The organism is Streptomyces sp. NPDC005438 (assembly GCF_040606315.1).
Classification (GTDB): Bacteria; Actinomycetota; Actinomycetes; order Streptomycetales; family Streptomycetaceae; genus Streptomyces.
Window position 1 is genome coordinate 60,427 of the sequence record NZ_JBEXEP010000016.1, and the last position, 24,901, is coordinate 85,327.

The 24,901-nt window shown below is 69.9% G+C and carries 20 protein-coding genes; 15 read left to right on the forward strand and 5 right to left on the reverse strand.

Annotated elements, in window-relative coordinates; genetic code table 11:
• Positions 1-82 precede the first annotated feature (82 nt).
• Positions 83-883, reverse strand: coding sequence for a transcriptional repressor LexA (gene lexA / locus ABZT14_RS24785; RefSeq protein WP_356306472.1), 801 nt, complete (start codon positions 881-883; stop codon positions 83-85).
• Positions 884-1,317: 434 nt separating this feature from the next.
• Here lexA and nrdR point away from each other — a divergent pair, with 434 nt between their 5' ends.
• Together nrdR and ABZT14_RS24795 are read left to right on the forward strand one after the other, a co-directional pair.
• On the forward strand, positions 1,318-1,833 hold the full coding sequence (gene nrdR / locus ABZT14_RS24790) for a transcriptional regulator NrdR (RefSeq protein WP_356306474.1): 516 nt from the start codon (positions 1,318-1,320) through the stop codon (positions 1,831-1,833).
• 113 nt (positions 1,834-1,946) lie between these two features.
• The gene (locus ABZT14_RS24795) at positions 1,947-4,775 is read left to right on the forward strand and encodes a vitamin B12-dependent ribonucleotide reductase (RefSeq protein ID WP_356306476.1); all 2,829 of its coding nucleotides are present in this window, start codon (positions 1,947-1,949) and stop codon (positions 4,773-4,775) included.
• A gap of 241 nt (positions 4,776-5,016) precedes the next feature.
• Here ABZT14_RS24795 and ABZT14_RS24800 read toward each other — a convergent pair whose 3' ends face one another.
• The gene (locus tag ABZT14_RS24800) at positions 5,017-5,592 is read right to left on the reverse strand and encodes a GNAT family protein (protein WP_356306550.1); all 576 of its coding nucleotides are present in this window, start codon (positions 5,590-5,592) and stop codon (positions 5,017-5,019) included.
• Between the two features lie 1,207 nt (positions 5,593-6,799).
• Between ABZT14_RS24800 and ABZT14_RS24805 the strand changes: the two genes are divergently transcribed.
• The 5 genes from ABZT14_RS24805 (at position 6,800) to ABZT14_RS24825 (ending at position 10,436) form a co-directional block, all read left to right on the forward strand.
• On the forward strand, positions 6,800-7,570 hold the full coding sequence (locus tag ABZT14_RS24805) for an NAD(P)H-binding protein (RefSeq protein WP_356306478.1): 771 nt from the start codon (positions 6,800-6,802) through the stop codon (positions 7,568-7,570).
• Positions 7,571-7,676: 106 nt separating this feature from the next.
• Entirely contained in the window at positions 7,677-8,285 is a 609-nt protein-coding gene (locus tag ABZT14_RS24810; protein ID WP_356306480.1) for a YdbC family protein, read from the forward strand.
• 66 nt (positions 8,286-8,351) lie between these two features.
• The gene (locus ABZT14_RS24815; protein WP_356306482.1) at positions 8,352-9,008 is read left to right on the forward strand and encodes a histidine phosphatase family protein; all 657 of its coding nucleotides are present in this window, start codon (positions 8,352-8,354) and stop codon (positions 9,006-9,008) included.
• Between the two features lie 120 nt (positions 9,009-9,128).
• Positions 9,129-9,806, forward strand: coding sequence for a ribonuclease HII (locus tag ABZT14_RS24820; RefSeq protein ID WP_356306484.1), 678 nt, complete (start codon positions 9,129-9,131; stop codon positions 9,804-9,806).
• A 300-nt stretch (positions 9,807-10,106) separates the two neighbouring features.
• On the forward strand, positions 10,107-10,436 hold the full coding sequence (locus tag ABZT14_RS24825) for a hypothetical protein (protein ID WP_356306486.1): 330 nt from the start codon (positions 10,107-10,109) through the stop codon (positions 10,434-10,436).
• Here the strand turns inward: ABZT14_RS24825 and ABZT14_RS24830 are convergent.
• Positions 10,419-11,033: a hypothetical protein gene (locus ABZT14_RS24830; protein WP_356306488.1), complete on the reverse strand. Its 615-nt coding sequence runs from the start codon at positions 11,031-11,033 to the stop codon at positions 10,419-10,421. The two genes, ABZT14_RS24825 and ABZT14_RS24830, sit on opposite strands and share 18 nt — an antisense overlap.
• 315 nt (positions 11,034-11,348) lie before the next feature.
• Here ABZT14_RS24830 and ABZT14_RS24835 point away from each other — a divergent pair, with 315 nt between their 5' ends.
• The 6 genes from ABZT14_RS24835 to ABZT14_RS24860 all read left to right on the forward strand — a co-directional run bounded on the left by ABZT14_RS24835 (position 11,349) and on the right by ABZT14_RS24860 (position 19,706).
• On the forward strand, positions 11,349-12,539 hold the full coding sequence (locus tag ABZT14_RS24835; RefSeq protein ID WP_356306489.1) for a DUF4192 domain-containing protein: 1,191 nt from the start codon (positions 11,349-11,351) through the stop codon (positions 12,537-12,539).
• A 118-nt stretch (positions 12,540-12,657) separates the two neighbouring features.
• The gene (locus ABZT14_RS24840) at positions 12,658-13,425 is read left to right on the forward strand and encodes an NUDIX domain-containing protein (RefSeq protein WP_356306490.1); all 768 of its coding nucleotides are present in this window, start codon (positions 12,658-12,660) and stop codon (positions 13,423-13,425) included.
• 106 nt (positions 13,426-13,531) lie between these two features.
• Positions 13,532-15,514: an ATP-binding cassette domain-containing protein gene (locus tag ABZT14_RS24845; protein ID WP_356306491.1), complete on the forward strand. Its 1,983-nt coding sequence runs from the start codon at positions 13,532-13,534 to the stop codon at positions 15,512-15,514.
• Between the two features lie 164 nt (positions 15,515-15,678).
• On the forward strand, positions 15,679-16,644 hold the full coding sequence (locus tag ABZT14_RS24850) for a FadR/GntR family transcriptional regulator (protein WP_356306493.1): 966 nt from the start codon (positions 15,679-15,681) through the stop codon (positions 16,642-16,644).
• Positions 16,645-17,039: 395 nt separating this feature from the next.
• On the forward strand, positions 17,040-18,599 hold the full coding sequence (locus ABZT14_RS24855) for an RNA polymerase sigma factor (RefSeq protein ID WP_356306495.1): 1,560 nt from the start codon (positions 17,040-17,042) through the stop codon (positions 18,597-18,599).
• A gap of 294 nt (positions 18,600-18,893) precedes the next feature.
• Complete coding sequence (locus tag ABZT14_RS24860; protein ID WP_356306497.1) at positions 18,894-19,706, forward strand: serine protease; 813 nt, start codon at positions 18,894-18,896, stop codon at positions 19,704-19,706.
• A 125-nt stretch (positions 19,707-19,831) separates the two neighbouring features.
• Here ABZT14_RS24860 and ABZT14_RS24865 read toward each other — a convergent pair whose 3' ends face one another.
• Positions 19,832-20,062 (reverse strand): hypothetical protein, encoded by a 231-nt coding sequence (locus ABZT14_RS24865; RefSeq protein ID WP_356306499.1) that lies wholly within the window; start codon positions 20,060-20,062, stop codon positions 19,832-19,834.
• A gap of 433 nt (positions 20,063-20,495) precedes the next feature.
• Here ABZT14_RS24865 and ABZT14_RS24870 point away from each other — a divergent pair, with 433 nt between their 5' ends.
• Complete coding sequence (locus tag ABZT14_RS24870; protein WP_356306501.1) at positions 20,496-22,619, forward strand: DNA topoisomerase IV subunit B; 2,124 nt, start codon at positions 20,496-20,498, stop codon at positions 22,617-22,619.
• A gap of 54 nt (positions 22,620-22,673) precedes the next feature.
• On the opposite strand, the gene ABZT14_RS24875 is transcribed toward ABZT14_RS24870, so the two are convergent.
• On the reverse strand, positions 22,674-23,594 hold the full coding sequence (locus ABZT14_RS24875) for a sucrase ferredoxin (protein ID WP_356306503.1): 921 nt from the start codon (positions 23,592-23,594) through the stop codon (positions 22,674-22,676).
• Between the two features lie 197 nt (positions 23,595-23,791).
• On the opposite strand from ABZT14_RS24875, the gene ABZT14_RS24880 reads away from it, so the two are divergent.
• Positions 23,792-24,889: a CobW family GTP-binding protein gene (locus ABZT14_RS24880; protein WP_356306505.1), complete on the forward strand. Its 1,098-nt coding sequence runs from the start codon at positions 23,792-23,794 to the stop codon at positions 24,887-24,889.
• Positions 24,890-24,901: the final 12 nt, after the last annotated feature.

The window sequence follows — 24,901 nt, forward strand, 5'->3', positions numbered from 1 at the left end:
CGGTGCCCGGAGTCGCCGGGCGACAGAGCACGGCCCCGGAACCGATGGTCGGTCCCGGGGCCGTCAGGGAGAGCCGGCGTGCTCAGATCCGCCGCAGCACGGCCACGACCTTGCCGAGGATGGTGGCCTCGTCGCCGGGGATCGGCTGGTACGCCGAGTTGTGCGGGAGCAGCCAGACGTGGCCGTCCTCCCGCTTGAAGCGCTTCACGGTGGCCTCGCCGTCGAGCATGGCGGCGACGATGTCACCGTTCTCGGCGACCGGCTGACGGCGGACGGTGACCCAGTCACCGTCACAGATCGCCGCCTCCACCATCGAGTCGCCGACCACCTTCAGCACGAACAGCTCGCCGTCGCCCACGAGTTGGCGGGGCAGGGGGAAGACGTCCTCCACCGACTCCTCCGCCAGGATCGGGCCACCGGCGGCGATCCGACCCACCAGGGGGACGTAGGAGGCGGAGGGCTGGCCGGAGGTGTCGGTCGGCACCTGGGTGCTGGGGGCGTCCGAGCCGCGTACCTCGTAGGCGCGGGGGCGGTGCGGGTCCCGACGCAGGAAGCCCTTGCGCTCCAGGGCCATCAGCTGGTGGGCCACCGATGAGGTGCTGGACAGCCCGACGGCCTGGCCGATCTCCCGCATGGACGGTGGGTATCCGCGTCGCTGCACGGAGTCGCGGATCACCTCGATCACCCTGCGCTGCCGCTCGGTGAGCCCCGAGCTGTCCGCGCGGATCCCCGGGGGGCGTCCGGGAAGGGAGCGGCCCGTACGGTCGCCGGCTCCGTCGGTCGCGGCGTCCGCCGTGGTGTCGTCCAGTGCCACCCCGCCGTCCTCTCGTCCTGTCGAAAGATGCGGATCAGCGGTGATGGTGGTGTCGGCGGTGGTGCTCATCGTGGCGGCCCCTCTCAAACGGTTCTCCCTAGGGGACAACGGTAGTTGCTTTCGAAAGGTTGCGCCAAACACACGTTCGAGTGAAAATCTCCGGTTCTCCTGGCTGAGGAGTAATGCGCGGTGTATTGGCCTTCCTGTAAAGGGAGTTGGGGTTCATGATCGCCTTTTCCGGGTGGCTTCGCGACTCCGGGTCGGCGGTGTCTACGCTCCGGTATGGCGGCGGTGTGGTGTGGGATGGACCCCGGTGGCGACCGCCCCTGTCGGGGCGGCACCAGATCTAGTGGTTAGGTTGGGGTCGGCCACCACAAGTTGTGGTCCCGCGGGCTCTCTTGGGCTCCGAGTCCCTTATGCTGGTGGTGACTTCGGGAGTGACGTCGTTCGACTCCTGGGGTTGGTGAGTCATGCTCGGCGAAGCGTCAGAAGGGTGGTTAGCGATGCACTGTCCCTTCTGTCGGCATCCCGACAGCCGGGTCGTCGACAGTCGCACGACCGACGACGGAAGCTCGATCCGTCGTCGTCGTCAGTGCCCGGACTGTTCGCGTCGTTTCACCACCATCGAGAACGCCTCACTGGTGGTGATCAAGCGCAGTGGTGTCACCGAGTCCTTCAGTCGGGACAAGGTGATCGCCGGCGTGCGCAAGGCCTGTCAGGGGCGTCCGGTCTCCGAGGACGCGCTCGCCCAGCTCGGCCAGCAGGTCGAGGAGGCGGTGCGTGCCAGTGGGGCCGCCGAGCTGTCCACCCACGATGTCGGCCTCGCGATACTGGGCCCGTTGCGGGATCTGGATCTGGTGGCCTATCTGAGGTTCGCCTCGGTCTACCGGGCCTTCGAGTCCCTGGAGGACTTCGAGGCCGCGGTCGCGGAGTTGCGTGCGCACCAGGCGGACCGGGGCCTCGCGCCCGACGGCGCCGGAGAGCCCGGGGCGGAGCCTCGGGCCGTAGCCGGAGAGTAGCCCGGCCAGTCAGAGTCGACGGCCGTGCTGGGTGCGTGACCGTCACGGATACACAACACACCTCGGGAAGAGTTTGGGGTGCTTGGGGCGTTATGCCCGCTAAGGGAGGCGGAATGACAGAGACGACGAGTGGCCCGGCACGTGGTGCGCGTGCCAAGGGCGGCGGTAAGGCGAACAAGGGCCTGCGGATCGAGCGCATCCACACCACCCCTGGGGTCCACCCCTACGACGAGGTGGTCTGGGAGCGGCGCGATGTCGTCATGACCAACTGGCGGGACGGCTCGGTCAACTTCGAGCAGCACGGCGTCGAGTTCCCCGAGTTCTGGTCGGTCAACGCCACCAACATCGTCACCAGCAAGTACTTCCGTGGTGCCGTCGGCACCCCCGAGCGGGAGCACAGCCTCAAGCAGCTGATCGACCGGGTGGTGAAGACCTACCGCCGGGCCGGCGAGGAGTACGGGTACTTCGCCGGGCCGGAGGACGCCGAGATCTTCGAGCACGAACTGGCCTACGCGGTGCTCCACCAGGTCTTCGCCTTCAACTCCCCGGTCTGGTTCAACGTCGGGACCCAGCAGCCCCAGCAGGTCTCGGCCTGCTTCATCCTCTCCGTCGACGACTCCATGGAGTCGATCCTCGACTGGTACAAGGAAGAGGGGATGATCTTCAAGGGCGGTTCCGGCGCCGGTCTGAACCTGTCCCGCATCCGCTCCTCCAAGGAACTGCTCTCCTCCGGTGGCAACGCCTCCGGTCCGGTGTCCTTCATGCGGGGTGCCGACGCCTCCGCCGGCACCATCAAGTCCGGTGGCGCCACCCGCCGCGCGGCCAAGATGGTCGTGCTGGACGTCGACCACCCGGACGTCGAGGCGTTCATCGACACCAAGGTCAAGGAGGAGGAGAAGATCCGCGCCCTGCGGGACGCGGGCTTCGACATGGACCTGGGTGGGGACGACATCACCTCCGTCCAGTACCAGAACGCCAACAACTCCGTGCGGGTCAACGACGAGTTCATGCGTGCCGTCGAGTCCAACGCGCGCTACGCCCTGCGGGCCCGCAAGACCGGCGAGGTCGTCGAGGAGGTGGAGGCCCGCGCCCTCTTCCGCAAGATGGCCGAGGCCGCCCACGCCTGCGCCGACCCCGGCATCCAGTACGACGACACCATCAACCGCTGGCACACCTCCCCCGAGAGCGGCCGGATCAGCGCCTCCAACCCGTGCAGCGAGTACATGCACCTGGACAACTCCTCGTGCAACCTGGCTTCGCTGAACCTGATGAAGTTCCTCCGCGACGACGACGAGGGCCACCAGTCCTTCGACGCCGTGGGCTTCACCAAGATCGTGGAGCTGGTCATCACCGCGATGGACATCTCCATCTGCTTCGCGGACTTCCCGACCCACAAGATCGGCGAGACCACCCGCGCCTTCCGCCAGTTGGGCATCGGCTACGCCAACCTCGGCGCCCTGCTGATGGCCACCGGCCACGCCTACGACAGTGACGGCGGCCGTGCCCTGGCGGGGGCCATCACCTCCCTGATGACCGGTACCTCCTACCGCCGCAGCGCGGAACTCGCCGCGGTGGTGGGCCCGTACGAAGGGTTCGCCCGGAACGCGGACGCCCACCGTCGGGTGATGACGCAGCACGCCGAGGCCAACGACGTGGCCCGACGGGCGGACGACCTGGACACCCCGGTGTGGGACGCGGCCACCAGGGAGTGGCGGGAGGTGCTGAAGCTCGGCAAGAAGGCGGGCTTCCGTAACGCCCAGGCCTCGGTGCTCGCCCCCACCGGAACCATCGGCCTGATGATGGACTGCGACACCACCGGCGTCGAACCCGACCTGGCCCTGGTCAAGTTCAAGAAGCTGGTCGGCGGCGGCTCGATGCAGATCGTCAACAACACCGTGCCCAAGGCCCTCAAGAGGCTCGGGTACCCGGCCGAGCAGGTCGAGGCGATCGTCGAGCACATCGCCGAGCAGGGCAACGTGGTGGACGCCCCCGGGCTGCGCCCCGAGCACTACGAGGTGTTCGACTGCGCCATGGGGGAGCGCTCCATCTCCCCGATGGGGCACGTGCGGATGATGGCCGCCGCCCAGCCCTTCCTGTCCGGGGCGATCTCCAAGACGGTCAACATGCCCGCCTCCAGCACCGTGGAGGACGTGGAGGAGATCTACCTCCAGGGCTGGAAGCTGGGCACCAAGGCGCTGGCCGTGTACGTGGAGAACAGCAAGGTCGGTCAGCCGCTGTCGGCCAAGCAGCGGGACAAGGACGCCAAGCAGGAGCCGGAGACGGTGGTCGAGTACCGCCCGGTCCGCCGGCGTCTGCCCAAGGGCCGGCCCGGGATCACCACCTCGTTCACCGTGGGTGGGGCCGAGGGGTACATGACCGCCAACTCCTACCCGGACGACGGGCTGGGAGAGGTCTTCCTGAAGATGTCCAAGCAGGGGTCGACCCTGGCCGGCATGATGGACGCCTTCTCCATCGCGGTCTCGGTGGGCCTGCAGTACGGCGTCCCGCTGGAGACCTACGTCTCGAAGTTCACCAACATGCGCTTCGAACCGGCCGGTATGACGGACGACCGTGACGTGCGGATGGCGCAGTCCATCGTGGACTACATCTTCCGCCGGCTGGCCCTGGACTTCCTGCCCTTCGAGACGCGTTCCGCCCTGGGCATCCACTCGGCCGAGGAACGTCAGCGTCACCTGGAGACCGGCTCCTACGAGCAGTCCGAGGACGAGGTGGACGTCGAGGGGCTGGCGCAGTCAGCTCCCCTTACCCCGGAGACCTCCGGGGAGTCCTCCGGCCAGGCCCACAACTCGACCGAACTGGCCGAGATGCAGCTGGGCTTGAGCGCGGACGCCCCGCTGTGCTTCTCCTGCGGCACCAAGATGCGCAGGGCCGGCAGTTGCTACCTGTGCGAGGGCTGCGGCTCCACCAGCGGTTGCAGCTGACACCCGTCTCCCGTCACACCGAGGGGCACCGACCCACTGGTCGGTGCCCCTCGGCACGTCAGTGCGCGGTGGAGGGGCCTCGTCCCACGCGTCGCGGCACGTGGGTACTACGGGAGGCCATGCCCCGGGTCCCGGCGTCGGTGGGTGAGGGGGACCGTATCCCGCGTGGTGCCGTTAACGGTGCGTCGCTTCTCGCGGCCATGAGTGGGTCGGGCCCTCGTGGCTCGGGGGCTGACGGTTCTCACCTGCCGGGTTCGGGGTGAGGCCCCTCCACGGGGTGCAGGCGGGCGAACTCGTCGGCGAGGAGGCCCATGAGGACGAGGTCACGGTGCCGACCGGCGAAGAACACGTGCTCGCGCAGCCGGCCCTCCTCGGTGAAACCGAGCTGACGGTGCAGCTTGAGTGACGCCTCGTTGTGAGCGAGGATCCGCGCCTCGCACTTGTGGTAGCGGCGCTCGGTGAACAGGAAGCGCAACAGCATCGCCACGGCCTCTGTCGCGTACCCCATACGCCGGTGATCAGCGGCGATGGTGACTCCGTACTCGAACCAGCCCGCCTGCGGGTCCGCCTGGTTCGAGCTGACGGCACCGACCGTCGCTCCGGTGTCGACGGCTTCGATCACCAACCGGAAGCGGTCGTCGTGGGATTCGGCGACAGCCTGTTCCCTCGCCCAGGCGCGGAAGCTCTCCGCGGAACGGGGCGGCTGCGGAAGGTCGCCCATGCCCTCCTCGTCCACGGCGAACTGCGCGAACGCGGTCCAGTCATCGGGTTCGACGCCGCGAAGGCGAACTCTCTTGCCGCTCCAGAACAGGGTCATCCCGTATTCGACCATGGGAGACAGGAGGACGGCGGGTCCCTTCACCCCCGGCTGGAGCCGCCTGCTCCTCCAACTGATCGTCACCGTGGTGCCCTTCGGTACGTCAGTGCGCGACGGCACTGTTGAGTACGGTGTCGACCGCGCGGGGCACGAAGTCCTCGTCCAGGGGCAGTTGCCGGAACACCACCAGGTGCAGCCACGCGACTCCGACGAGTGGGTCCACCACGAGGGTGGGGGCGACGTCGGTGGGCGAGTTCGCCTCGGGCCACCGCGCGGTCGAGGAGGGGCTGCCCCGCGCCAGCCGGTCCCGAAGGGCCGGCCTGGCGTTGGGTGACGGTGCCCAGCTGGGTGACGGCGATGTCGCGGGCCGGTGGGTGGTGAGCGGGCCCACCACGGAGTTCAGCGGCTCCTCCAGGCCGCCGCAGGTTGCCGGTGTCGGTGGGCGTGAGTTCCAGGGGGCCGCCGCTGATGAGCGCGGTGACCAGGAGGGCGCCCTTGGACGGTCACCACTGGGCCGGCCCGCGTTGGTGGTGGGGCTCTCCCTGGGCGGGTACGAGTCCCCCGCCCTGGCCGCGCGGCACCCGGACCAGGTCGCCGGGGTCGACGCCCCCGGTTGCGGCGCCCGTCCCCGTGGGCCCCTGGCCTTCGCCTACCGAGGAGCGGGGCGGCTCGCCTCCTGGAACCCCGAACGGGTCGACCGCCTGACCGCAGGCGCCTTCGCTCGGACCATGCCGCCCCAGGTGGCCCGCGCCCTGGTCGCCGGCGGGGTCAGCTGCGAGGTGGTCCCGCAGGTGGTGCGCGAGGCCCTCGTCAGGGACCCTGCTGGCCTCCCTTCGCGCGTACCCGGGCCGGTGTGGCTGGTCAACGGCACCTGGGACCCCTTCGGCACGGACGGTGCCCGTTTCCTCGCCGCCTGTCGGAACGGCTGGTCGATCGCCTGGCCTCGAAGTGGGCCCCCTGGGCCCCTCGCCCAGCCCGGCCGGCTGCCCCAGCTGGTCCGTGACGCGGCCACCGTCGTCTCGTCCGACACCGGTGGGTGGGCCCGGGGGTGGGTGACCCGTCGGCCGGGGCGGCCCCCGCGTGTCGTACTCCCAACCGGCCCTGGGGACGGGTGGGTTGGAGGTATCAAGAGACGGCGGATGTCACACCCGGTGGCCCTGTCCCGTCACATCGGTGAAGTCCCACCACATCTTGAGGGAGCGAGTACATGAGCGGTCTGATCCTGGTGACCGGAGGTACCGGAACTCTGGGCAGAGCTGTCGTACGGGAACTGCTGGAACGCGGAGAACGGGTGCGGGTACTCAGCCGCAACCCCCGACCCACCGGGGACGACCGCGACTGCGAGTGGGCCACCGGTGACCTGGACAGCGGTGTCGGCATCGAGGCGGCGGTCGCCGGAGCCGATGTCGTCGTCCACTGCGCCACCTCCTTCACCAAGGGTGACGAGGCGGGGGCGCGGCGGGTGATCGAGTGCGCGCGGCAGGCTGACCGGAAACCGCACCTGGTCTACATCTCCATCGTGGGCATCGACCGGGTGCCGATGCCCTACTACAAGATGAAGCGCCGTGTGGAGGAGCTGTTCGAGGAATCCGGGCTCGCCTGGACCATCCTGCGCACCACCCAGTTCCACAACCTGCTCGCCCGGATCACCCTCTCCCAGCGGTGGCTGCCCTTCGCCCTCGCCTTCCGGGCGCCGTTCCAGCCGATCGAGGTCGACGAAGTGGCCGCGCGGCTCGCCGAGTTGGCGGTGGCCGCGCCCGCCGGCAGGGTGGCGGACATGGGAGGCCCACAGGTGGTTTCCGGTTCGGAACTGGCCCGGCGGACGCTGCGTGCCGCCGGGCGTCGGCGTCTGGTCGTACCGCTGCGGCTTCCGGGGCGGGCCTTCCGGGCGGTGCGTGACGGTGCCCTGCTGGCGCCGGAGCAGACGCGGGGGAGCGGCACCTTCGAGGAGTTCCTCTCCGAGACCGTACGGGTCTGAGGGGAGGGGCGGCCCGCACCTTCGGGGGCCGGAACCTCCCCGTTCCGGCCCCGGTTGTCCGACGCTCGCCAGCCCGCTGGCCGGCCCTTGCCCTTACGATGGCGCGGTGCTGGTCAAGTGGATGCGCTGCACGGTGGCGGACAGGCGAGGGTTCGAGAGGGGTCAGCGGAAGTGGGCGGGGCTGCTGGGTGAGCCCGGGTTCCGGGGGCAGGGTGGTGGATGGAGCCGTGCCCGGCCCGGGGTGGCGCACATCTTCGGCTTCTGGGAGAGCCGCGCCTTCTACGACTCCTTCATGGCCCGCTCCCATGATCGTCTGGCCGCGTCCCAGGTCGGCACCTTCAAGGACCCCGAGGTCCGGCTGTTCGAGTACCGCTTCGACGTGAAGGTGGGCTTCCGGCCCACCTTCGCCGACGCCGACCTGCTGCGGGTGGCCCACTGCCAGGTCCGGCCGGATCGGGTCGAGCACTACATGCTGATGCAGGAGAAGGTCTGGAACCCGGCGATGGCCGGGTCCCCCGGGATGCTGCGCGGGGTCTTCGCCCAGGCGGGCAGCGAGGACGAGTTCCTGGTGCTGTCGATGTGGGACTCCCGGGCCGAACACGGCAAGTACCGCACCGAGCGCGTGGAGCGGCTGGCACTTCGGGCCCAGACCGGAGCGGACATCACCGGTATCGCCGGGGACGTGATCGACCTGGAGTCCCTCTGGACGGTCTGAGCCCCGCCGTCCTCGCTCCCGCCGCCCGGCTCGGCCGTCAGCGAGGGGCCGACCTAGGGTGGTGCCATGGCACGTCCCCGACGCATCGTTCTGATCCGACACGGCGAGTCGGAGGGCAACGTGGACGACACGGTGTACGAGAGAGTCCCCGACCACGCCCTCGCCCTCACCGAGCGCGGTCTGAAGCAGGCCCAGGAAGCCGGTGCGAGGTTGCGCGGCGACTTCCGGGACGAGCGCGTGTCGGCCTATGTCTCGCCGTACCGCCGCACCCACGAGACCTTCACCGCGCTGGGCCTGGATCCGTCCCTGGTACGGGTGCGGGAGGAACCCCGGCTGAGGGAGCAGGACTGGGGCAACTGGCAGGATCCGGCCGACGTGCGCCGGCAGAAGTCGCGGCGTGACGCCTACGGCCACTTCTTCTACCGCTTCGCCCAGGGCGAGTCGGGGGCGGACGTGTACGACCGGGTGGGGGCCTTCCTGGAGAGCCTCTGGCGCAGCTTCGAGTCCGCCGACCACCCGCCGAACGTGCTGTTGGTGACGCACGGATTGACCATGCGGCTGTTCTGTATGCGGTGGCTGCACTGGAGCGTCGCCGAGTTCGAGTCGCTGTCCAACCCGGACAACGGCTCCATCCATTCCCTGGTGTTGGGTACCGATGGGAAGTACCACCTGGACCGTCCCTTCGAGAAGTGGTGCACCCCCGAGTCGTACGGCGTCTGTTGAGGGGGTGCCGCTGTGGAGCGCGACGGCGAGGAGCCCCAACCGCTCGGACCGTGGGGCTCGTTGGCGCCCGGGGAAGCGGGTGTCGGGGACGAGGTGGAGGCGGCTAGGCTGGGCGCCGCCATGGCCTACGAACCCCCCACTCACCGCGTCGAACGTTCCCTGCGTGCCACCCTCGGGGCCAAGGTGGTCGCCGGGGTGGACGAGGTGGGGCGAGGCGCCTGGGCCGGCCCGGTCACGGTGTGCGCCGCGATCACCGGTCTGCGTCGCCCCCCGGAAGGGCTCACCGACTCCAAGCTGATCGCCCCCAAGCGCCGTGGGGAGTTGGCCGAGGTCCTCCGCGACTGGGTCACCTCACACGCCATCGGTCACTCCAGCCCCGAGGAGATCGACCAGATGGGCATGACCGCCGCGTTGAGGTTGGCCGCCAGCAGGGCGCTGACCCAACTCCCGGTTCGTCCAGACGCGGTGATACTGGACGGCAAGCACGACTACCTGGGGGCACCCTGGCGGGTGCGTACGGTCATCAAGGGCGACATCTCCTGTGTGGCGGTGGCGGCGGCCTCGGTGCTCGCCAAGGTGCACCGCGACAACCTGATGGCCGAACTCGGAGAAGGGCACCGGGAGTTCGCCTTCGACAGCAACGCCGGCTACCCCTCGCCCGTCCATCGTGCGGCCCTGCGCGAGCTGGGGCCCACGCCCTACCACCGGCTGTCCTGGAGCTACCTGGACGAGCTTCCCGCCTGGCGCCACCTCAAGCGTCAGCGGACCGTGGAGGCCCAGGAGAGCACCCTGTTCTGACCGGCCCCGGCGGGTGGCTTGGGACGGCCCCCCGCCTACATGGATGACCTTGGAGTTTGATAGACATCATCCATGCCTCTCAACCGCGAGGAGACCATGGCTCCGCAGGGGGCGCCAACCCCCGGCGTGGTGGCGGAAGTTCACCCAGAGCCCGAGGTCACGCGACCACAACCCGCCGTTCCCGGCCCTCGTCAGTCCAGCCCCGCCACACCCCGGCCGAAGTCGCCGGGTGAGGAAGCCGGTGGCTCCCCTTCCACCCAGATCCGTCTGGTCCCGGCCACCGATGACAGCGCCGTTGAAGTGGCGGACGAGACTGTCGACGGGCTGCTGGAAGGCGGCTGCGCGCCAGGTGAGGTCCTGGTGCTGACCACCGGCGAACCGCACCCCTGGGCACGGCACGAACTCTCCTTCGGCGAGCAGTCCTACTGGGCCCAACTCACCGAGGGCACGGACGTGTTCTGCGCCGCCGCCACCGACTCCCTGGCGGGAACCCGTCGGGACACGGTCGTGGTGGCCGTGAACGGTGGCACGGACGAGGAGGTCGCCGAGGCCCTGCCCCGGGCGATGGCGGCGGCCGAGCGGGAACTGGTGGTCTGCGGAGACCCCGGGCGGCTACGCACCCTCTTCTAGTACGCCCTCTCCCGGCGAAGCCTCCTCGGCACCCCCGCGGACCTCCCCGTTCTCCCGAGGCGGCGCCACGGCCAGGGGAGACAGTGGCCCCTCGCGTACCGAGGGGCGCCTGCCAGTCCTCCCCTCGCCGAGCACCTGCCAGCCGCCCTCGCCGAGGGTCACGTAGGCGCCGCAACGCAGCCCGTGAAGAGTGCAGGCGTCGCGCAGCCCCCACAACCACGCCCCGTCCTCCGGCGTCCACCCCAGGTCGCCGGCCCGCGCGCAGAGCAGGATCGCCGTGTGGCTGGGGGAGCGCCGCCGCAGGTCGTGCGGGATGACGCGGCGCAGTTGGTGGAGGAGGGCGTTGCGGTACACCCAGCCGTCGCACTCCAACTCCCCGTAGGAGAAGGAGGCGCTGGCCACCGGCCGCTGGTCCTGGCGCAGGACGGCCACCACCACGTCGCCCCCACGCGGGCGGTGCAGCGCGTGGAGTTCGGTGATGACCCTTCGCGGGTCCCGCAGCAGGGGGATCTCGGTGGACGCCCACTCCGCCGGCTCCAGGATGCGGCCACGGTGGGGGGATTCGGGGTGTGGGGGAGCGGCGAATTCGAAGGTCAACCGAACTCTCCCTTCGTACTACGGCTTCCATTCTCGCCGGGTGGCCAGGACGCGGCAACGGTGCCTCAGGGGCTGGAGGTGCTCCATGTCGTGGCCTGGGCGCCGGTTCCCGGACGGGGTGGACGGGACGCGGTGAGCGGTCGGAAGGGGGCAGAGGCGTGCGGAACGGGGTGGGATGAGGCATGGGCGTCATGTCACCACGGGAGACCGACATGCCGCTCCAGCCTGTGGACAGCCCGTTTCCGGTGTGATGATCGATCGCTCCTGTGGACAACGCGCAGCACGACATGGCGGTCATGAGGCACGGTTCCCGACATGAACCCACACCGTGCTGAAGAAGCACCCCGAACCGACGCCGTTCAACTCGAAGTCCACGGTCCTCGTCAACTCGCGGAGGTGCTGCCGTACCTCCTCGGCTACTACCCCGACGACTCACTGGTGCTGATCGCGGTGTACGACAGCGGTCGTCGCTTCGGCTGGCGGCTGCGGCTCGACATCCCCGACTCCCCCGAACGCTGGGACGAGGCCTCCCGCGAGGTCGCCGAGTGCCTGGCCGACGCGGGAAGCGCGGGGGAGCGGCCACCGGACGGCGCGGTGCTCTACTGCTGCCGGGAACCCAAGGGCGGCGGGACCGGACGTCAGGTCATGGAACGGTTGCGTCCGCTGGTCGATCACCTGCGTGTCAGCTGCGGCATGTTGGACGTGCCGATCTACGAGGCGGTGTGCCTGTCCCAGGGGCTTTGCTGGTCCTACACCTGCTCCGACCGGGAGTGCTGCCCTGCGGAGGGCGTTCCCCAGGGGCGCTCGGGCCACTCGGTGGTGGCCGCCGTCGCCGCTTCCGCCGGTGTGCGGGTACGCGGTTCCCTGAGGGAGTTGGAGGCGCGCCTCGCCCCGTTCCGGCACGAGCTGGTGGCCTCCCAGGAGCTGGCGCTGGTCCAGGCGCAGAACGCGTGGATGCGGAAGATGATCCCCGAGGGCGGTTCCGAGTCCGTCAAACAGGAGACGCTCGCCCTCGTCCGCGAACTGTTGGACCGCTTCCGCAGCAGCTCCCCCTGGAAGGACGAGGCGCGGTCAGCTCCCGAAGCGTCGCCCACCTCCGGGTCCCGGTACCGGGCGGACGACTCCTACGACGATGGCCTGCTCTCCTGCGAGGAGGCCGCACGCCTGATCGTCGGGTTGCAGGACCAGCCGGTTCGCGACGCGGCCGGCACCTGGGTCGGCCCCGGTGACGCCCCCGCCGCGCTGCGCCTCTGGCGGGCGCTGGCCCGCCGCTGTGTCGGGGGATTCACCTCGCACGCGCCGACCCTGCTGTCCCTCGCGGGGTGGGTGAGCTGGAACCTGGGGGACATTCCGGCCGCGCAGGTCGCCGTGCAGTACGCCCTGCGACGTGACCCCGGGCATCGGCTCGCGCGTCTCGTGCACCTCGCGTGCAACACCGGGGCGCCGCCCACCGCCGAGATGACCCTTCCCGCTCCTCGCGACGGTGCGGAAAGGGAGCGGTTGTGAGAAGGCGGGTCCGCGCCCCTCGACCGATGCCGGGCGCCGGCAACATCCGACGTCAGTGGCTGGGGCAGAGGCTGAAGATCCCCCTTCTTATCGTCAGGGAGACGACTATGATCACGCTATGCCCTACGATCCGTCGGCCTTTCCTCCGTTCGCTGTCACCGTCGACCTGGTGGTCCTTACCGTCCGCAAGCACGCGCTCTGCGCGCTCGTGGTGCGCAGAGGCGAACCACCCTTCGAGGGGCAGTGGGCTCTTCCCGGCGGCTTCGTCCGGGCTGACGAGGATCTGGAAGCTGCGGCGGGACGGGAGTTGGGGGAGGAGACGGGGCTTCGGAGTCAGGAGCCGGCGGACGACGCGGCCAGTGTTCGGGATCCCGGGGCGCACCTGGAGCAACTGGCGACCTACGGCACCCCTGACCGGGACCCCCGTATGCGGGTCGTCAGCGTCGCGCACCTGGTGCTGGCGCCCGACCTTCCCACGCCGACCCCTGGTGGGGACGCCAGGGGGGCGCGTTGGGCCTCGGTCACCTCGTTGCTGGCCTCGGAGGACCAGGGACCGGAGGACGTCGAGGTGGGGCCGCTGGCTTTCGACCACGACCGCATTCTGGCGGACGGTGTGGAACGGGCTCGCTCCAAGATCGAGTACTCCTCCCTGGCGACCGCGTTCTGCCCGCCGGAGTTCACCGTCGGCGAGCTGCGACGGGTCTACGAGGCGGTCTGGGGCGTGGCGCTCGACCCCCGCAACTTCCACCGCAAGGTCACCGGCACCCCGGGATTCCTCGTGCCCACCGGTGGTACGACGACCCGTCAGGGAGGTCGTCCCGCCCAACTGTTCCGGGCCGGTGGGGCAACGCTCCTCAACCCGCCGATGCTCCGCCCCGAGGTCTGACCGTCTCGGATCCGGCAGCAGTCGCCCTGCGCGCGCCGCACAGAAAATCGGACATATCGCGCTACCTTCGTCGAGTGCGTCCCCCAGGCGTTCCTCGGGAGAAGCGATGATCCAGGCCATTGGGCTGACCAGCGAGAGAGGTCGGCGGCGTGCCCGCCCCTCAGTGGAGGACCTTACTTTCGACGCCCGCCCGGGCCAGGTGACGGTTCTCCTCGGCCCCGACGGCGCGGGAAAGACCACCGCGCTCCGGCTCGTCCTGCAACTGCAGGCGGGCAGGGGAGTGGCCCTGATCCGGGGGCGCCCCCTACACCGGGTGCCCCACCCGGCCCGCGAGGTCGGGGTGCTGATGGGAGACGTCCCCGGACATCCGTGGCGTACGGTCGCCGGCCACCTGAGAATGCTGGCTGCCGCCGCGGGGGTGCCGGCCACCAGGGTGGACGCGGTGATGGACACGGTGGGCATCAGCGGTCTGGCCGACCTCCGGTTGGAGCGGCTCTCCCGTGGCATGGACCGTCGACTGGGCCTCGCGGCGGCCCTGTTGGGGGATCCGCACACCCTGGTGCTCGACGAACCGACGCGGGACCTGTCCCACCGGGAGGCCCGCTGGCTGCACGGTCTGCTGCGGGCGCACGCCGAGGACGGCGGCACCGTTCTGGTGACCTCACGGTGCGGAAAGGAGGCCGGTCGTTGCGGCGATCGCGTGGTCACCTTGGACCAGGGGCGACTCGTCGCCGACCAGGACGCGGAGGACTACCTCCGCACCCGGCTGCTTCCCCGTATCGCGGTGCGCTCGCCGCACGCGGAACGGTTGGCCGAGGTCATCAGAAGACAGGCCGTGACAGCTCCTCCTCGGCCCCCACAGCCGGCCGCGAAGGACGACCTTCAGGTGCGTGTGGTCCCCGAGGGAGGCGGGCGCCTGTCGATCTACGGCAGCAGCAGGGCCGCCGTGGGGGAACTCGCTCACCAGAACGGGATCATGGTCCACCAACTCGCCGACGAGACGGGAACCCAGGGGGACCGCAGTCCGGTGGGCCCGCTGCTCCGCGCGGACGGGCGCCCACCCGCTCGGGAGAAGCCAACGCCTTCCCGACCGTCCCGTACGAGGAGCGGCGAGGGTACCCAGCCCTCCACCGTTCGTCCGTCCCCCAAGTCCAGGGGAGCCGCCGAGGCTCCGGCCCGAAACGCCTCTCCACGGAGCGCTGACAAGGGCGGCGCGACCGCTGGCCCGTCACCCCGCAAGGCTCCGTCGGCCGGGCCCCGTTCCTCGTCGCTGCCCCCACACCTGCCGGTGGTCTCCCGGCCCGGACCGGTCTTCCCTGTCCGGTACGAGCTGCGGCGACTGTTCTCCGTCCCCACCGGGTGGGTGATCATGCTGCTCGCGGTGGGGCTCTCGGGGTTCACCGCCTTCGCGATGGCCTGGGTCCAGTCGGCCACCTCCGTCGAAGTGGCCTCCTCCAACGTCGAGTTGGTGATGGGCTGGCCGGACAGCTGGCTGTGCCCACTTCCTCCGGTGGCGCTGGCGGCGGGCGTGCTGGGTGCGTTGGCGTTCGGCGAGGAGTTCCGGTACCCGGCGCTTGCCCCGGCACAGGCACCGGTCCCGCGAAGACTGGGGCTGCTGATCGCCAAGCTGGCCGTTTCCGCCGGGATCTCCCTGCTGCTGTGCCTGGTGACGGCGGTCGCCAACATGCTCGCCCTGCGGTTGTTCTTCGGGCCGGAGTCCACGGTAATGCCCACGGGATGGGGGGTCGCCGCCACGGCGATAGCGGCACTCACCGTGGGGTGTGGCTGGGCCGGGGTGCTCGCGTCGGGCATCTTCCGTTCAGTCGGGATGGGAGTGCTGGCCGTTCTGGCGGTGCCGACCGTGGTGGCTCCGGCCGTACGGGGCCTGACCGACGGGCCGGGGGCTCGGGCGTTCGACGAGTTGCCCGATCGGTTGATGGAGTGGGCGCCGTTCCCCTCTGGAACGGATCCCTGGGTGGCCGTGGCGGTGCGGTTCCTGTCCCAACCCATGGGGCAGGCGATGGCGTTGTCGTTGACGGCGTTGCTGTGCCTCTACGCCCTCGTGGTCCTTCGGCGGGGGGTGGGTTGACCAGGGGTGACTGTTCTGGTGGCGGCCCCGCTTCCCCTTTTCGGCGCTCGGTGGCGGCCCACCCCGGACTGGTGATGGAAGGGTGTTCGCCGCCCTTTCGGAAGGTGGGCCAGGCGCCTCAGGCGCCCCGTCAAGGCCGAGATCATCGCCGATCACCCTTTCGTGTGCTTTTCACGAAAGCCCTCAAGGTGTTTGGCGGCAGGGCCGACAAAGGTGGCGTGACTACCCTTGCGCACCACTCCACGACGTCCAACGCTCGCTCCGACGCCTCCTCCGCTTCGGAGGAGCGCAACCGCTACTCGTATGGCGACCCCGCCGGGCCCCGCCCCGGCGGAGCCCTGGTCTGGGGAGGATCGGATACCGATCTGGGTCGCGCGGCCCGGCGTCCCTCGGGCAACCGAGGCCGGGGGCTGCACGGTCAACTCGTCCAGCAGCTCGGACAGATGATCGTCTCCGGGGACCTGGGGGCGGACCGTCCGTTGGTGCCGGAGGAGATCGGTCAGCGCTTCGAGGTGTCCCGCACCGTCGTGCGTGAGTCGCTGCGGGTGCTGGAGGCCAAGGGGCTGGTCAGTGCCCGCCCCAACGTCGGCACCAGGGTCCGTCCGGTCAGCGACTGGAACCTGCTGGACCCCGACATCATCGAGTGGCGCGCCTTCGGGCCCCAACGGGAGGACCAGCGGCGGGAGTTGATCGAACTCCGCCTCACCATCGAACCCCGGGCCGCCCGTCACGCGACCCGTCTGGCCAAGGAGGACGTACGGCAGCGGCTCGCCGAGATGGTCGACATCATGGGACAGGCCCTGGCCCACGGTGACGGGCTCACCTTCTCCCGGGCCGACGCGGAGTTCCACGGCGTACTGCTCCAGGCGGCCGGGAACCGGATGCTGGAGCACCTGTCGGGAATCGTCGCCTCCGCGCTCCAGGTGTCCGGTGGCGGTGACTGCGCCTGCGAGCACCCCAACGACGTCACCGTCGCTCTGCACGGGCGCATCGTCGAGGCGATGGGTGAGGGTGACGCGGCGGCGGCCGAGGAGGCGGCCCGTCAGCTCCTCCAGCCGCAGCGCGAGCCGGTCCCCGCTCAGCAGGGGGCGCCCACCGACCACGCCGTCCCCTCTCCTCGGGAGCACTGAGAGCCGGGCCGCTGTCGAAGCGCCCCCATGGTCGCTGCTGTCCGGTGACTGATGGGGGCGTTCGCTTTCCCCGAAGCCCCCGTGGCGAAAACCTCCTCCGTACCGGACTTACGCTTGAGGGCGGTGGTAGCCGCCAAGCGGCTCCGCCACGGGACGGCGATCGGTCTTCCGGGTAGCCGCCCTCGCTCGTTGGCGCCTTTTGCCCCGTTCTGGATGTGACCCGGGACACGGGAATTGGGCGTAACACTTCGCGCTCAGACGCGATGACTCAAGAGGTGGAGCTGGAAGAGGGAATACCAGGGGCGTTCATCGCGCTGTAGCCCTCCCCCGTGACACCCGCTCCGTCGGTTCACTCACCGACGGTCCGCCATTCCCATCGTTCCGAGAGGTTGTTCGTGTCGGCCAGCACTTCCCGTACGCTCCCAGCGGAGATCGCCGAGTCCGAGTCCGTGATGGCGCTCATTGAGCGGGGTAAGGCTGAGGGGCAGATCGCCGGCGACGACGTGCGTCGGGCCTTCGAGGCTGACCAGATTCCGCCAACCCAGTGGAAGAACGTTCTCCGCAGCCTCAACCAGATCCTCGACGAGGAGGGTGTGACGCTGATGGTGAGTGCCGCCGAAGCCCCCAAGCGCGCACGCAAGAACGTCGCCGCCAAGACCTCGACCAAGCGCACCGCCACCAAGGCGGTCGCCGCCAAGGCGCCAGCCAAGAAGACGGTGGCGAAGAAGGTGGCCGAGGCCGAACCCGTTGCCACCGAGGTCGGAGCGGAGGAAGCCGCCCCGGCCGCCAAGAAGGCCGCCACCGCGAAGAAGGCCGCCAAGAAGGCACCGGCGAAGAAGGCGACGGCCAAGAAGACCGCCGCCAAGAAGTCGGTGGTGGACGAGATCCTGGAGACGCCGGAGGAGGCCGAGGAGGCCCCCGCCAAGCCGGTCAAGCCCGGCCCGGAGGACGGCCCGGCGGCAGAGGCCAAGCCCGAGAACGAGGGTTTCGTCCTGTCCGACGAGGACGAGGACGACGCCCCCGCCCAGCAGGTCGCCGCGGCCGGAGCCACCGCCGACCCGGTCAAGGACTACCTCAAGCAGATCGGCAAGGTCCCCCTGCTCAACGCGGAGCAGGAGGTGGAACTGGCCAAGCGGATCGAGGCCGGCCTCTTCGCCGAGGACAAGCTGGCCACCGAGGACAAGCTGGCGCCCAAGCTCCGGCGCGAGTTGGAGATCATCGCCGAGGACGGGCGCCGGGCCAAGAACCACCTGCTGGAGGCGAACCTGCGTCTGGTGGTGTCGCTGGCCAAGCGGTACACCGGGCGCGGAATGCTCTTCCTGGACCTCATCCAGGAGGGCAACCTCGGTCTGATCCGCGCGGTGGAGAAGTTCGACTACACCAAGGGCTACAAGTTCTCGACCTACGCGACCTGGTGGATCCGGCAGGCCATCACCCGTGCCATGGCCGACCAGGCGCGGACCATCCGCATCCCCGTGCACATGGTCGAGGTCATCAACAAGCTGGCCCGTGTGCAGCGGCAGATGCTCCAGGACCTGGGCCGGGAGCCCACCCCGGAGGAGCTGGCCAAGGAACTCGACATGACCCCCGAGAAGGTCGTCGAGGTCCAGAAGTACGGCCGTGAGCCGATCTCGCTGCACACCCCGCTGGGCGAGGACGGCGACAGCGAGTTCGGTGACCTGATCGAGGACTCCGAGGCCGTCGTGCCAGCGGACGCGGTCAGCTTCACCCTGCTCCAGGAACAGCTGCACTCGGTGCTGGACACCCTCAGCGAGCGGGAGGCCGGCGTGGTCTCCATGCGCTTCGGCCTCACCGACGGACAGCCCAAGACCCTGGACGAGATCGGCAAGGTTTACGGGGTGACCCGTGAGCGCATCCGTCAGATCGAGTCCAAGACCATGTCCAAGCTGAGGCACCCCTCGCGCTCCCAGGTGCTGCGCGACTATCTGGACTGATCCCGGCGACCGTGCCCCGTGGGGGAGGCGGTCCCGGCCCTGGCACAGGTGACGGCGGGTGCCCGACTGGAAGACCAGTCGGGCACCCGCCGTTCTGTGGTCGTACCGACAGTGAGCCGGCGAGGTTCACCCCATTCGCAGACCCGGGGGACGCGGTCCAAAAACGGCTCCTCGCCCGTCAGCACCGGTCCCTCACCACACGGCACGGCCACACCCCCCTCCGCTCGGAATGCGTGCATGGCCCAAGCGGCTCACCCTGGGTTGCCTCGGAGCCCCGCTCGGTCAGGAGGACTCATGCGCCGTCTCATAGCCCCGTTCGTTGGAGGACTGTCTCTGGCTCTGCTCACCCCTCTCGCTCCCCAGGCGTCAGCCGGGGACCGACAGGTGGTGGGCGGGCACACGGTGAACGCGATCGACCACCCCTGGACGGTCGCTCTCGCCAGTCGTGAGCGTTTCGGGGAGGAGCGCTCCGGCCAGTTCTGCGGAGGGGCGCTGGTGGACAAGCGGACGGTGGTCACCGCCGCGCACTGTCTGGGCCGCGAGGTGCTCGGGGTCGACCTGGACCAGGTCCGGGACCTCAAGGTGATCACCGGACGCAGTGACCTGGACAGTGACGAGGGGCAGGAGACCCAGGTACGCCACAGCTGGGTCAACCCCGACCACGACTCGGAGACCAACTCCGGTGACCTGGCTGTCCTCACACTCGCCAAGTCCCCGAAGGGGGCCAAGCCGATCGGACTGTCGAAGGACCGTGAACCCAGGGCGGGGGCGGAGGCATCTGTCTACGGCTGGGGTGACACCACGGGTCAGGGCACCTACCCGGGGACGCTGCACGAGGCGGAGGTGAACCTGGTCGGCGACGAGGAGTGCGCCCGCGCCTACCCGGACGACGAGGGGGGCCGCTTCGCCAAGGACTCGATGCTCTGCGCCGGTACGGACAACGGCGGCCGGGACGCCTGCCAGGGCGACAGTGGGGGACCGCTGGTGGTGCGGGGCTCCCTGGTGGGCCTGGTGTCCTGGGGGACGGGCTGTGGGGACGCGGAGCGCCCCGGCGTCTACACCCGGGTCTCCGCGTACGCGGACCTCATCCGGGAACGGTCAACGTAGGCCCCCACCCGGCAACCACTCCGGCAACGAGTGAGCGGGCGGTCTCCCGGTGGGGGACCGCCCGCTCGTCTCCGGCCTTCGCCGGTAGGGCTCGTCAACAGGGACGCGAGGGATCAGGTCTGCGGTTAGCGTTCATCTTCACTCGCGGTCGCGGGAGTGGCGGTCAGCCGCTCCGTCTCATCCTGTATCTCCGCGGCGATCTTCTTGAGTTCTGGCTCGAACTTGCGGCCGTGGTGGGCGCAGAACAGCAGCTCTCCACCGCTGATGAGCACTACACGCAGGTATGCCTGGGCACCGCAACGGTCGCAGCGGTCAGCGGCCGTCAGCGGGCTCGCGGGGGTCAGAACAGTAGTCACGTCGCCTCTTCTCTAGCTCGACGAGCTGTCGTACCAGGGTCAACATCCAGCCGGTCCGAAAACGTTCCCGCTCCCGGCAATTCCCCGAAGATTTCTCTCCGGGACGGCTGAGTGTCGCCGGTTGGCGGCGAAAGAGCCGTATTGCTGTGCTGTTGGGTGTTCGTCGCTATCGGGTGGTTGGTCGGTGTTGTTCCGGTGGTTGTCCTCGAACCCCGTGGGGTTCGCTGTGGAGGACGTGCCCGGAGCCTAAATGGTTCATGCCTCGAAGGGAACGTGATGTGGCTGTCACCTCAGTTCCGAATCGAACGCGCGGACGAATGTGAGCTAGCATGTGGCTTCCCTTGGGTGGCTGCACACCAGCTCTATTGGGCCTCGGTACCCTCTCACCGGCAGAACAGCCATCCCGTGCAGAATTCAGCGAGGAGCGAACCGCGTGACCGCCGAGACGTCCGTGCCGTCCACCGCATTGCTTTCCGGGGCAGACCGGGACGGAGGGGGCAACTACACCGCGCGGCATCTGCTGGTCCTTGAGGGACTGGAGGCGGTGCGGAAGCGCCCTGGCATGTACATCGGCTCGACGGACAGTCGTGGCCTGATGCACTGCCTGTGGGAGATCATCGACAACGCCGTGGACGAGGCCCTCGGCGGCTACTGCGACCACATCGAGGTGATCCTCCACGAGGACGGGTCCGTGGAGGTGCGGGACAACGGTCGCGGCATCCCCGTGGACATCGAGCCCAAGACCGGGCTGTCGGGCATCGAGGTGGTGATGACCAAGCTGCACGCCGGCGGCAAGTTCGGCGGCGGCTCGTACGCGGCCTCCGGCGGTCTGCACGGGGTCGGTGCCTCCGTGGTCAACGCCCTGTCCTCCCGGCTGGACGTGGAGGTCGACCGTTCCAGCCGCACCCACACCATCAGCTTCCGTCGTGGAGTGCCGGGCATCTTCACCGAGTCCGGCCCGGACGCGCCCTTCGACCCCAGCAGCGGACTGCTGAAGGGCAAGAAGATCCCCAAGACCCGTACCGGCACCCGGGTGCGCTACTGGGCCGACCGGCAGATCTTCCTCCGCGACGCCCGGCTGTCGTTGGACACCCTGCACGCCAGGGCCCGCCAGACCGCCTTCCTCGTCCCCGGGCTCACGCTGGTCGTCCGCGACGAGCGGGCCCTGGACGGGGCCCCGGCCCAGGTGGAGACCTTCCGCTACGACGGCGGGATCAGCGAGTTCTGCGAGTACCTCGCCCCCGACCGCCCGCTGTGCGACGTAATCCGCCTCCAGGGCAAGGGCACCTTCAAGGAGACGGTCCCGGTCCTGGACGAGCGGGGCCACATGATCCCCACCGAGGTGCAGCGGGAACTCGGCGTGGACATCGCCCTGCGCTGGGGCACCGGGTACGACAGCATGGTGCGCTCCTTCGTCAACATCATCGCCACCCCCAAGGGGGGCACCCATGTGTCCGGTTTCGAGCGCTCGCTGACCCGTACGGTCAACGAGGCGCTGCGCTCCACCAAGCTGTTGCGGGTCGCCGAGGACGACGTCGTCAAGGACGACGCCATGGAGGGCCTCACCGCCGTGGTGACCGTACGGCTGGCGGAGCCCCAGTTCGAGGGTCAGACCAAGGAGGTCCTCGGCACCTCGGCGGCCTCCCGGGTGGTGGGCCAGGTGGTGGCCAAGGAACTCAAGGCCTTCCTGACCTCCACCAAGCGGGACGCCAAGGCGCAGGCGCGGGCCGTGCTGGAGAAGACGGTGGCCGCCGCCCGGACACGTATCGCCGCCCGTCAGCACAAGGAGGCGCAGCGCCGTAAGACCGCGCTGGAGTCCTCCTCGCTGCCGGCGAAGCTCGCCGACTGCCGCAGTGACGACGTGGAGCGGGGCGAGCTGTTCATCGTCGAGGGGGACTCCGCGCTGGGCACCGCCAAGCTGGCGCGGAACTCCGAGTTCCAGGCGCTGCTGCCGATCCGGGGCAAGATCCTCAACGTCCAGAAGGCCTCGGTCTCGGACATGCTCAAGAACGCCGAGTGCGGGGCCATCATCCAGGTCATAGGAGCCGGTTCGGGCCGGACCTTCGACATCGACCAGGCGCGCTACGGCAAGGTGATCTTCCTCGCCGACGCCGACGTCGACGGCGCCCACATCCGCATCCTGCTGCTCACGCTGTTCCACCGGTACATGCGGCCGATGGTGGAGCAGGGGCGGGTCTTCTCCGCCGTACCGCCCCTGCACCGGATCGAGCTGGTCCAGCCGAAGAAGGGCCAGGACCGGTACATCTACACCTACTCGGACAACGAGCTGCGCCAGACCCTGCTGGAGCTCCAGGCCAAGGGCGTCCGCTTCAAGGACTCCATCCAGCGCTACAAGGGGCTGGGTGAGATGGACGCCGACCAGCTGGCCGAGACCACCATGGACCCCCGGTACCGGACCCTGCGCCGGATCAACATCGGCGACCTGGAGTCGGCCGAGCGCGCCTTCGACCTGCTGATGGGCAACGAGGTGGCCCCGCGCAAGGAGTTCATCACCGGCTCGGCGGCCACCCTCGACAGGTCCCGTATCGACGTCTGACGGGCCGGGGCTCCGACCGGTCGGAGCCCCGCACCGACCCGCTCTCCCGGCGGCTCAGGCGTGGGTGAGTACGCCTTCGACCTCGACCCGGTCCGGCAGCCCCGGGGCCGCCCCGCAGCTGGCCGGCGCGTCGCTGGCGGAGGGGGTGGCGCGTACCGTGACGGCCCACTGCCCGCCGTCGTGGTGGGCGACCTCCACCCGCCAGTGGCCGGGCTCCTCCTCGGTGGCGCCCAGCACGGTCAGCGCGTGCTCCCGGTCCTCCCCGGTCAGCCGGCGCACCGCGAGGTCGGCGGCCTGGCCGGGACGTTCCCAGGCGGAGCGGCCACGGCAGCCCTCGGTGAGCACCCGTCCCTCGGCGGCGAGAACCAGCGCCTCCTTGATCACGGGGGCGGAGGCCCGGCCGTAGGCGTAGCCGAACGGCAGGACCAGCAGGGTGGGGGCGAACCGGTGTCCGCCGATGTGGGTGATCTCCCAGACGCCCCCGACGCCCGCCGAGAGCAGTTCGGCGGCGAGGGGGCGCCCCAGGAGGGCGCAGCAGCGGTCTCGTTTGCCGTTGGTGCACACCAGGGCCAGTGGCTCCCCCTCGTAGGGCTCCCACAGGTCCAGGTGGTCGCCCCGGCCCAGGGCCTGGTAGTCCCGAGGGGTCAGGGCGGCCAACTCGTGGGGCTGGCCGTGGACTTCGGTGGTGCGCACCCAGGAGCGGCCGGGGTGGGTGTGGGCGAGGAACAGCCGGCGCCGGGCGCCGTCGTGGTGATCGGCGTGGGGCCCGTACCGTCGGATGAGGGCCAGGCGGATGCCGGTTCCCTCGGTGAGCCGTTGCAGTTCGGTGCCCAGGTCGGGGTCGAGGTGGCTCTGGGTCAGGGCGTCCCGACCCCAGGGGCCCGGTTGCTCGACCAGGAGCCAGGTGTCCGCCGTCGCCGCCGTTCCGGCCAGCGGCTCCTGGTCCCTGCGGGATGCTGCGGCGCACGTACTCAAGGGGGCTACCGTCCACTGTGCTGAGGGGCTCGACGCTGAGCCGGGAAGTGGCCGAAGGCCACGGCTGTACTGGTACGGAGAGCCTAACCTTTGTGCGGGGGACCAGCGCGTTGTGTGCGCCTGACGCGCTGACGGCGAGCCGAACGAGTCCGGTGGTGATCTACGATCGGCCACCACACCCGTCAGGAGGCGTCACCGTGACCACGCGGCCCATACCCGTCGTGCTGTTGGCCGGATTCCTGGGATCCGGCAAGACCACCGTGCTCAACCACCTGTTGCGCCACAGCGGTGGCACCCGTATCGGGGCCGTGGTGAACGACTTCGGCAGCATCGAGATCGACGCGATGAGTGTGGCCGGCCAGGTGGACTCCATGGTCTCCCTGGGCAACGGCTGTCTGTGCTGCGCGGTGGACGTCTCCGACCTGGACGAGGTGCTGGAGAAGCTCGCCCACCCCTCGGCGGGAATGGACCTGCTGGTGATCGAGGCCAGTGGACTGGCCGAACCCGAGACGCTGATCCGCATGATTCTGGCCAGCGAGAACCCCCACATCGTCTACGGGGGAATGGTGTTGGTGGTGGACGCCGCCGAGTACCGGCACACACGCCGGCGGCACCCGGAGATCGAGCGCCACCTGCCGTTGGCGGACCTGGTGGTGCTCAACAAGGTCGACCGGATCGAGGAGGAACAGCGGCTGGACCTGGCCCGGGAACTGCGCGTGCTCAGTGGCAGCGCCCTGGTGTCCGCGCGGTACGGCCGGGTCGACCCGGAGTTGCTGTTCGACGTACGCCCCGAGGAGACGGGTCGGGCGGTGCAGCTGTCCTTCGACCAGCTGTGGCGCGAGGACCCGTGCGAGGTGGGTGGCGAGCACGGGGAGCATCTGCACGAGGCGTACCAGAGCCTGTCCTACGAGTGCTCCCGGCCGCTGCACCCCGGTCGGCTGATGGCCTTCCTCGACGACCGCCCCGAGGGGCTGTACCGCCTCAAGGGCGAGGTGTGCCTGGGGGTGGCCGGCGGTCAGGAGCGGTACTCCGTGCACGCGGTGGGGGAGTTCCTGCGCTTCTACCCGTCGACCTCGCGCGGCGGCGAGCCGGGCACCCAACTGGTGCTGATCGGCACCGACTTCGCACCGGAGCGGACCCGGGAACGGTTGGAGGGGTGCCGTCTGGACGAGGGCGAGCGCCCCGGCCCGGAGAGCATGTGGGGGGTGCTGCGCTTCGTGGACGGACCGTCGGACGACGCCGACCTCACCGAGGACCCGCCGCCCGAGGAGAGCGTGCTCTCCTCGGGCGGCTGAGCCGCGTTCTGG